General features: G+C 49.5%; 9 protein-coding genes, 1 tRNA gene and 1 other RNA gene. All 11 read right to left on the bottom strand.

Annotated elements, in window-relative coordinates:
* Nucleotides 1-523 (bottom strand): diaminopimelate epimerase (dapF, locus tag GX147_02905; GenBank protein ID NLN59657.1); only part of this gene is annotated, 523 nt, incomplete at its 3' end.
* Between the two features lie 208 nt (nucleotides 524-731).
* An RNA gene (gene rnpB, locus GX147_02900) (RNase P RNA component class A) lies at nucleotides 732-1137 on the bottom strand.
* A gap of 111 nt (nucleotides 1138-1248) precedes the next feature.
* Nucleotides 1249-1845: a hypothetical protein gene (locus GX147_02895; protein ID NLN59656.1), complete on the bottom strand. Its 597-nt coding sequence runs from the start codon at nucleotides 1843-1845 to the stop codon at nucleotides 1249-1251.
* A 293-nt stretch (nucleotides 1846-2138) separates the two neighbouring features.
* Nucleotides 2139-2214: transfer RNA gene (locus tag GX147_02890), tRNA-Ile, on the bottom strand.
* A 129-nt stretch (nucleotides 2215-2343) separates the two neighbouring features.
* Nucleotides 2344-4032: an RNA polymerase sigma factor RpoD gene (gene rpoD, locus GX147_02885; GenBank protein ID NLN59655.1), complete on the bottom strand. Its 1689-nt coding sequence runs from the start codon at nucleotides 4030-4032 to the stop codon at nucleotides 2344-2346.
* On the bottom strand, nucleotides 4025-5863 hold the full coding sequence (locus GX147_02880; protein NLN59654.1) for a DNA primase: 1839 nt from the start codon (nucleotides 5861-5863) through the stop codon (nucleotides 4025-4027). The genes rpoD and GX147_02880 overlap by 8 nt, the downstream gene beginning before the upstream one ends.
* Nucleotides 5864-5967: 104 nt before the next feature.
* A complete protein-coding gene (locus GX147_02875) occupies nucleotides 5968-6414 on the bottom strand; it encodes a GatB/YqeY domain-containing protein (protein ID NLN59653.1) in 447 nt (148 codons plus the stop codon).
* 134 nt (nucleotides 6415-6548) lie between these two features.
* A complete protein-coding gene (locus tag GX147_02870; GenBank protein NLN59652.1) occupies nucleotides 6549-6893 on the bottom strand; it encodes a histidine triad nucleotide-binding protein in 345 nt (114 codons plus the stop codon).
* Nucleotides 6894-6941: 48 nt separating this feature from the next.
* Nucleotides 6942-7679, bottom strand: a complete 738-nt coding sequence (gene hisA, locus GX147_02865) for a 1-(5-phosphoribosyl)-5-[(5-phosphoribosylamino)methylideneamino]imidazole-4-carboxamide isomerase (protein ID NLN59651.1) — start codon at nucleotides 7677-7679, stop codon at nucleotides 6942-6944.
* 92 nt (nucleotides 7680-7771) lie between these two features.
* Nucleotides 7772-8452, bottom strand: coding sequence for a hypothetical protein (locus GX147_02860; protein NLN59650.1), 681 nt, complete (start codon nucleotides 8450-8452; stop codon nucleotides 7772-7774).
* A 19-nt stretch (nucleotides 8453-8471) separates the two neighbouring features.
* Nucleotides 8472-9062 (bottom strand): imidazoleglycerol-phosphate dehydratase HisB, encoded by a 591-nt coding sequence (gene hisB, locus GX147_02855; GenBank protein ID NLN59649.1) that lies wholly within the window; start codon nucleotides 9060-9062, stop codon nucleotides 8472-8474.
* Between the last annotated feature and the right edge of the window lie 3 nt (nucleotides 9063-9065).

Genomic DNA, 9065 nt, shown 5'->3' with positions numbered 1-9065 from the left:
GTTCGTACACCCTGTGGTAACGAATGGCCCGACCCACATGGATTACATCGAACGCATCGAGAGAACTGGTAAAATGGACGACGTGGGGAACACCCGTGTTGACACTGTTCACGTCAAAGGGTGTGTCGTCGATCCTGATTTTGCGGTTCGTCTTGAGTTCGGTGGGATCAGTGAGTCTCAACTTGACCGTATCCCCGTTGACCTCGGCGTCAATGACACCGGCCCGGGTCTCAAAAGACATTCTCGGCGGCGCAATGCCTTTCAGGAAGGCAAACCGGGCGGCGCAGCGGCCACCGTTGCCGCACATATCCACCTCCGAACCGTCGGCGTTGAAAAACCTCCAGCGAAAATCCCATGTCGTGGATCTTTCGATCAGGATCAACCCGTCGGCCCCGACGGCGCCCTTCCTGGAACAGATCCGGTTGATAAACCCGTTCAGGTCGGGGACGGCCAACTCCGCTCTCCGGTTGTCAATGACAATAAAATCATTGCCGCTACCGCTCATTTTATAAAATTCGATCATATGTTCTCCGCCCTTTAGTTCTTCCCCCGGCTTCCACAAACAACCAAAATATCGGGATCAGAGGAGCCCGCACACCTCGTCATGAACGGGGGGATTATGGTCGGAACAGTTTTCCCCCAAGCCATCCGGATTTTTTAATGGCATACCTGTAGGGATTTTTCATCCTTTGATTATCTATAAACATGGCAAAATATAATAGGTGAAGAGGGGTTGCAGCGGTTCATAAGCCGAGTTCTGTTCCCCGCCCCGGTTACCCGGAAAGGGGCGATGATCATTCATCTGGAACGACAGTTGCCTGTCGTCTCGAGCAACCTACCCGAAAGCACGGACGGGCAATCCTTGGCGCTTTCCTATTCGGTCTTGCTCCGGATGGGGTTTACCAAGCTTTCCCGGTCACCCGGGAAACTGGTGAGCTCTTACCTCACCTTTTCACCCTTACCTGCAGGATGAACCCTGCCTCCCCGTAGGGACTTCCGAAGAACCGGAAGGGCGGTATATTTTCTGTGGCACTTTCCTTAGGGTCACCCCCAGTCGCTGTTAGCGACCATCCTGCCCTGTGGAGCTCGGACTTTCCTCCAGCCCGCACGCGGACCAGCGACCATCTGAACTGCTGCAACCTCCCTCTTTTGATCGTATTGATTATATCGGGTTAGTCAATATAATTTTTGAAGATTGCTCACAGACTATCCCGGAGCCGAATCAATATCGATATCGACCGGGAGTGACTAAGAATTTTCTTCCGCATTTTGCCAGTAAATAATACGGTTGCAATGGGGACAGGACATCAACACGGTGGTCTTCTGCAATTCATTATACATCTGAGGAGGTATGTTCATATGACAGCCGTTGCAGACCCCCTTCCAGACAGAAACAACGGCAACGTCCCTATGCAGGTTCCGGATGGCCTCATATTTGCGGATCAGATTTTCCCCGAGGGAGCCTCTAATCCGCCCGTTTCTCGCCTGGCATTCGGCAATACTTTCATCAAGAGACTTCATTTCCAGTTCCAGTTTATTCCGGTTCGTTTGATAGGCGTTTGACTCCCCAGCAAAGTCCTTCTCCCGCTGTTCCAACTCACCGTTTTCCTTATCTATGGCATCGAAAAGGCCAATGATCTCCGATTCCACATCACCGTTCTTCTTTTCCATGCTATCGATTTCTTTGAGAATAGCTTGATATTCTTTGTTATTTTTGACTAACTCGAGACGTTCCCTGGCTTTCTTCAACCCGTCCTGTCCCTGTCTCAGTTTGTCCTCCCTTTCCCGGTACTGGCTGCGCAAATCTTCCAGATGAACTCGAAAATCCTCTAGCTTCTGTTGCATGATCTGGAAGGCTTGATCAAGCCTCGCAATACGCTCCGGCAGTTCCTTCTTTTTTATTTTGATCCGTGCCGCATCGGAATCACTTCTTTGCAGTTAGATGAACAACTGAAGGTCTTCTATCAATTATTTCTCCCTTTCCCCAGATAATTTGGTAGAAAAAATGCACCCGCTAGAGGTGCATTCATTTAGAGGCAAGCTTCTGCCGAAACTCGTGTTTCCATATTGAATCGCGCCGGTAAAACTTTACCCTTCATACGCATAGCCTATACTTCTTCCCGCTTTATGGAACAACTTGGTGGGCCCACCTGGGTTCGAACCAGGGACCTACCGGTTATGAGCCGGTGGCTCTACCAATTGAGCTATGGGCCCTACGTCCCTATGATTGAAAAACTTCGCAGACAGTTATAACAATTATCTCCCGGTGTCAAATCCTAATTCATCGGAACCCGTTATCAGGTTCACCCGAATGGCCCCGTCCCAATATGATTATCCTGACGCTTACTCTCCTTCAAGAGCGGAACCGCCTGCAACTTCCCTATAGCGGCGGTCTTCATCTTCCTGGTATTCGATCCGTTCACTGATTCCGAAACGCATTCGCACAACCTTTTCCTCCCTGGGTGTAAGAGTGGCCAGGATTTTCCTGGTCTGGTCGGCCAGATCCATACTGATCGTGGCCTCAGAGGGGGACATGATCTTCTTGTCTTCAATGAAATCTCCCAAGTGGCTGTCCTCCTCCTCACCGATGGGGGTTTCCAGGGAAATGGGTTCCTTGGCAATCTTCAGGACTTTCCTCACTTTATCCAAGGGATAGCCCTTTTTGTTGGCAATTTCCTCGGGGTTCGGTTCCCGGCCTAGTTCCTGAACAAGGTATCTGGATGTACGAATCAGTTTATTAATGGTTTCAATCATATGGACTGGAATACGAATGGTCCTCGCCTGATCGGCAATGGCCCGGGTGATGGCCTGACGGATCCACCAGGTGGCGTAGGTTGAGAACTTGTACCTCCGCTGATACTCAAATTTTTCCACCGCCTTCATGAGGCCGATATTGCCTTCCTGAATTAAATCAAGAAACTGCAAACCGCGATTGGTGTATTTTTTGGCAATACTGACCACAAGACGGAGGTTGGCTTCCACAAGCTTCCGCTTCGCCCGCTCTGCCTTGCGTTCTCCTTTTTCCATAGCGATTACCAATTTTTTCAGAGATGAGGGTGTGTGGGCGGATTCAGCGGCAATCCTTTTTATTTCCCTGTCTGCACTCTTGATTGTTTCCTCATAATGCCGTAATTTCGCGGCATTGATGCCTGTTTCGCGCTGGATGATTTTTTCCTCTTCGGGGAATTTACGCATACGCACCCAAAGTTTCTCCAACTGGGCACGTGACAGGCAAGATTCATCCCTGCAGGACTGAATTTTTTCCTCAGCGGCTTCAATATCTGACAAGGCCTGCTTGATCCGGCCGATCATGCGATCAATCTGTTTCTGGTTAAAGCGGATTTTGCGACAATGCCGGATAATTTGCTTGTGGTTCTTGATTATACCCGCTTTGAGGGCTTCCTTTTCATCTTCATCAAGCCCCCTGGATTTGAGTTTTTTTCTGATTTCCTCATTTTTTCTGTCCAGGTTGGCGATCTTGTCGATCAGGTTGAGTATCCGAATTTTTTGCGTATCCTCTTCGAGACTCCCTTCCTCGTCATCAAGGTTATCGACGAGGTTTTTGATCCGCACTTCACCACTGCGCAACTCCTCTCCCAGGTCCATTATCTCTCTAATAGACAGGCGTGAGGAGAAAACAGAGTCCATGCCTTCTTTGAGACCATCTTCAATTTTTTTTGCAATCTCCACTTCTCCTTCCCGGCTCAGTAAGGACACGAGGCCCATCTCTCGAAGATACATTTTTACGGGATCACCAGTTTTTCCGACCGTGGAGATAAGTCCGAGGACATTCCCTTCCTTGGTCTTACTTCGATCCTCGGCAACCTTTTTGATCTGCGGGATTTCTTCTTTTTCGGGATCAATGATATCGATGTTCTTCTCGCCGAATAGGATCAGGATATCGTCGATCTGCTCGGAAGAGACAATCTCTGTGGGCAATAAATCGTTCACATCATCGTAGGTGAGAAAGCCCTTTTCCTCGCCCAATGACAGCAATTTTTTAAATTCCTCTGACTTGATTTCTTTATCCATTTGCCCTCTCCCGGAATTTCAGTATATCCCCATGATTGCCGACAACACGCTTTTTTTCTTCTTGTACGAGGTATTCAATTTCCTGTATCAAGGTCAGCTGTAAAGTTTCGTTTCGATCCTGTTGCGCTTTAACCAGTTTCGCCTGCAGATTCCCACGCTTCTTTTTGAACCATCGACGTCTCAGCTTGTTCAAGACATCGTCATATATGCGATCAGCAAGTTCGTCAGAAATCGGCTGTTCCTCCATGACCAGCCGCAGAACAGCTTCCCGGATGGACGGACGGTCGAGTAGGCCAACCAAACCATCCAGATCGATCATTCCCCTGCCGTCCCTTCCCACAGTCGTTGCGATTTGCTCGGCGAGGACTTTCAAACTCCCCTCAGAAAAATATGTGAGAGCATTGTCCTCTACAACACGTCGAATCTTATTCGGTTTTTCCAGCATCAGATGAACAATCGACAACTCCAGTTTGTCGACCCGATCAGCCACGGAACCCTTATGGCTGTCCGTTTGTCGATTCGATGCAGGAGGTAATGAAATGTTCTGTGTGCCGCGAACCTCTCGTTGCAGTACCTCATAATCAACACCGAATCGTTCGGAGATTCGTCGGAGAAAGAGATTCCGGGCGATGGGGTCAGTAATATTCAGGCTAAGTTGAACCGCCTTTTTGACTGCGTTTTTTTCACCAATCAACGTTTTTTCGCCCCCCCACAACTGATCCAAACAATAAGTCTCAAGCGGCTGGGCAGCACCGATGGCCTCCAAAAACCCTTCCTTCCCATAAGCCCGGATGAAGTTGTCCGGGTCACCTCCAGCCGGCAACGTCACGGCCAATGCGTCGATATCGGCCGCCAGAAAAAGTTCGAAACTCCGCATCAGGGCTCTTTGACCCGCCACATCGGCATCAAATGCAACAAAGACTTTCTGAGTGTAACGCCGGAGCAGAGCCACCTGCTCCTGCGTAAGCGCCGTCCCCAAAGATGCGACCACGGAATGAATCCCTGCGCCCCACAGGGACAGGAAATCAAAATATCCCTCGACAAGAATCGCGTGGCCTTCTTTCCGAATATACTCCCTGGATTTGCTCAATCCGTAAAGGCACCGTCCCTTGATGTAAACGGGTGTTTCCGGGGAATTCAGATACTTCGGTTCACCCTGATCCAGCAACCTTCCCCCGAATGCGATAATACGTCCTTCCGTATCTTCAATGGGAATCATCAATCGCCCCCGGAAACGGTCATAATATGACCCTTCCCTTCCGGTAACGACCAGCCCCGCTTTTTCAGCCCATTCAACCGCGATTTTCCCACGTTCAAAATGGTTCCGCAGACCGCTCCAATTATTGGGCGCATATCCCAGACTAAAGGCCTCAATCACCCCTGGCGTAATCCCCCGGTTTCCCAAGTAGGCACGGATAGATGCATTCTCCTTCATCGCAAGATTTCTGACAAACCATTGAGAAGCTTCCTTGTTGACGAGATAAATTTGTTCTTTCTCGCTTGATCGTGCAGCGGTTCGTGCGTGGGATGGAGACCCGGGAAGCGAAACCCCAGTTTTTGAAGCCAGATAACGGATTGCCTCCGGGAATGTCATACCGTTGATATGCATCAGAAAAGAAAATGCATTCCCCCCAAGGCCGCAACCAAAGCAAAAGAAGATCTGCTTGTCCGGCCTGACAGTAAATGAGGGTGTTTTTTCCTTATGGAAGGGACAAAGTCCAGTGAAATTGCGGCCCATTTTTTTCAGGGTAACATACTCTGATATCAGATGAACGATATCGACCCTGTCTCTGATCTCGTCAATCTTTTCTTGGGAAACGTACCCGGTCAAGCTTGTATTCCCTTCCGCAGGAGAAACAACGCCACGATCTCCAAGCCCTGTTTACACGGGGAGTGGTCCTCCCCTCATGACCATTCCGTCACAAATGATACTGATTATCCGGAAAGTCTCTCCTTTACCTTATCACCAACAAGCTTTCCATCAGCCCTGCCTGTCAATTTCGGCATAAGAAGCTTCATCACCTTACCCATATCCCGGATACCGGTCGCCCCCGTTTCGGCAATGGCCCCTTCTATTTCTCCTAAGATTTCTTTTTCCGACAACTGGGCGGGCAGAAACTCCTGTATGACCCTTAGCTCCATGGTCTCTTTCTCGACCAGATCCTGACGGCCACCTTTTCGGAATTGCTCGATGGAATCATTCCTCTGTTTGGCCATTGCCGACAAGGCCTGGATAAATTCTGCCTCTTCCATGGCACGATGCAGGTCGATTTCTTTGTTATGAAGTGTGTTTTTGATCATCCGCAGGGCGGAAAGGCGGCCCTTATCCTGGCTTTTTGCCGCCTGGACCATTTGTTGGTCCAATTTTTCTCTGTAATCCATCTTCATTACCCGTTCCTGATAAGCTTCTGTTAAATCTCACCTACCGGAATCTAAGATAAACCATGAATTTATTTTGTCAACCAAGCTGATATGAGAAAATTGTCCAAGGCATTCATAATGATTTCTCGATGGCTTCAACCTAACTCATCCACGAGCTTTTTCCCGCCCAGCAGATGGAGATGAAGATGAAAGACAACCTGCCCTCCCTCCTCGTTACAATTGATCACCGTACGAAACCCTGTCTGATCCACATTCTTTTGCTTCGCAATAGCCTGAATGGCACGGAAAAACGCCCTGCTCACATCGGCATGGTCAAGATCCATATCCATCACTGTCGCTATATGATTTTTCGGAACGATGATGACATGCACCGGTGCCATCGGGTGGATATCATCGAAGGCCATGACCAGCTCATCTTCATACACCTTGTTACATGGAATCTTTCCCCTGGCAATTTCACAGAATATGCAGTTTTCCACTATGTGCCCTCCCGTTGCAAAATGCGCAACCTGTTCGTCCGGATTTTCTTAACCCTCTGGATTCCGTCCGGCAACAGCAATCGCCTCTGGCAATGACAGCGTTCCCGCATACAGAGCCTTGCCCGCAATCACCCCGAGGACACCGTATTGCTCGATTTGCATCAGCTTCTCTATATCCCTAATATCGGAAACCCCTCCGGAAGCGATCACGGGAATCTCCGTCGTCTGGGCGAGCTTTTTCGTTGCGTCCACGTTAACACCCGTCTGCATACCGTCCCGGGAAATGTCGGTGTAAACGACTGCCGCTAAACCATAATCCTGAAACCGTTCAATGATATCCAAGGCCGACAGAGCCGTCGTTTCCGTCCAACCCTGCACGGCAACCTGGCCATCCCTGGCATCGAGAGCCAGAATGATGTGATCCCGAAACGCCTCACAGGCGTTACGGAGGAACTGGCCGTCCCGGATCGCCGCGGTTCCCAAGATCAGCCACTCGACGCCTTCCTTCAGGTAGGCCTCTACCGTTTTCATGTCCCGAATGCCACCACCAAGCTCAATGGGAATCCGAAGTTCCCTCGCAATCCTGACGATAATTTCCCTGTTTTTTGGCATACCCTCACGGGATCCGTCAAGATCGATAATATGGAGACGTTGTGCCCCCTGTTCTTGCCAGTTTAACGCCATACCAACCGGATCATCCGCATAAACCGTTACCCGGTCAAAATCTCCCTGCAGGAGTCGGACACATTTTCCTCCATGTAAATCAATGGCCGGTATTATAATCAATTGGATGCCTCACATAAAAAATATCGGAATCCCCGTGGACCGGAGATTCCGTCGATCAGTGTTTATCTAATCTTGGCTGATTCCGCTTCTCTTCAACGTGTACCGGGGAAATTTTGCATGACCTGATCAATCCCTTCCTCAGCCAATTCCCTTGCCGTGATCCAACGGCCTCTATCCTTAACAAAAAAACGAAAATTGAAAAGGTTTTCCATCAGGGAACGCTGGGTCTTGTCGAAAGTCGCCCGCCACGTTCGAATTCCGGCTTTCACGTCGATCAGGTGAATCTCAAAGGCAACCGATGCCGGTTTTTCAACGGCATAGGACGTCCCCACTCTTTCCATATAACGGTACACATAACCCACCACAATTGCATCGACCTTCAACGCTTTGCCGAGCTGGCCGATCAGTTCGATTTCTTTGGGTGAGATGGTTTTCGTCGTAAGCTGGCGATACACTCCTTCGGTTTCCTCAACCGGGATAATCTCCGTATCCCTGTTTTCGCCGAGCCTGGTCAGAAAAATCGTTTCAACGATCTTTTCCGGACTATCCACATCCCGCTCACCCTGAAGGGCAATATCGGAAGGCATCAACTTATCAATCGTATCAGCCGGATTTGCCTGAGTGAACCGTAAAACAGCAATTCTTTTGTAGGTCATTCCCGCCCCGGAAGAAGACGAAGACAAGGAGCTCACCGCTCCTGCGCAACCGAAGAGAAAGATGATGCCCAAAATAACCAGCCCCAAAGGATAAATGGATTTGCAACCTGCTTTCATCTTGTATTCCTGTCTTTTTTTAATCCAGTCTTCCCTTCGTCGAAAGCACACCTTTCTGACTGTGGCCACGTGCGACAGCTTCCTTGAAAGCATGGGCAAAGGCCTTGAAAATGGCCTCCGCAATGTGGTGTGTATTTCTACCATACAAGACGTTGATGTGCAATGTGACACCCGCGTGGTCCGTAAAGGCTTTGAAAAACTCCCGGAGAAGGGATGAATCAAACCCCCCGATCTTTCGGTCTTTCAATGCGCTATGGTAAACCAGGTAAGGCCGCCCCGAGATATCAATCGCCGCGTTGCACAAGGTCTCATCCATCGGTATCAGGGCGGATCCGTAACGCTTGATATCACTCTTATCCCGAAGAGCTTGTTTCACGGCTTCCCCCAGACAAATGCCGAGATCCTCCACCAAATGATGATCATCGATCTGTGTATCACCCTGGCTCCGAACGAACATATCCAAGCCGCCGTGATGGGCGAGCAGATTCAACATATGATCAAGAAAAGGAACTGATGAAATCAGATCAGCCTCCCCCTTCCCATCCAGGTTTACGGATAAATTGATCTCCGTTTCCGCGGTTTTTCGGTAGATCTCTCCTTTTCTTTTCATATG

Source organism: Deltaproteobacteria bacterium (genome assembly GCA_012522415.1).
Taxonomy (GTDB): domain Bacteria; phylum Desulfobacterota; class Syntrophia; order Syntrophales; family JAAYKM01; genus JAAYKM01.
The sequence above is the reverse complement of the archived record's forward strand: the minus strand, read 5'-3'. Positions and strand labels throughout refer to the sequence as shown.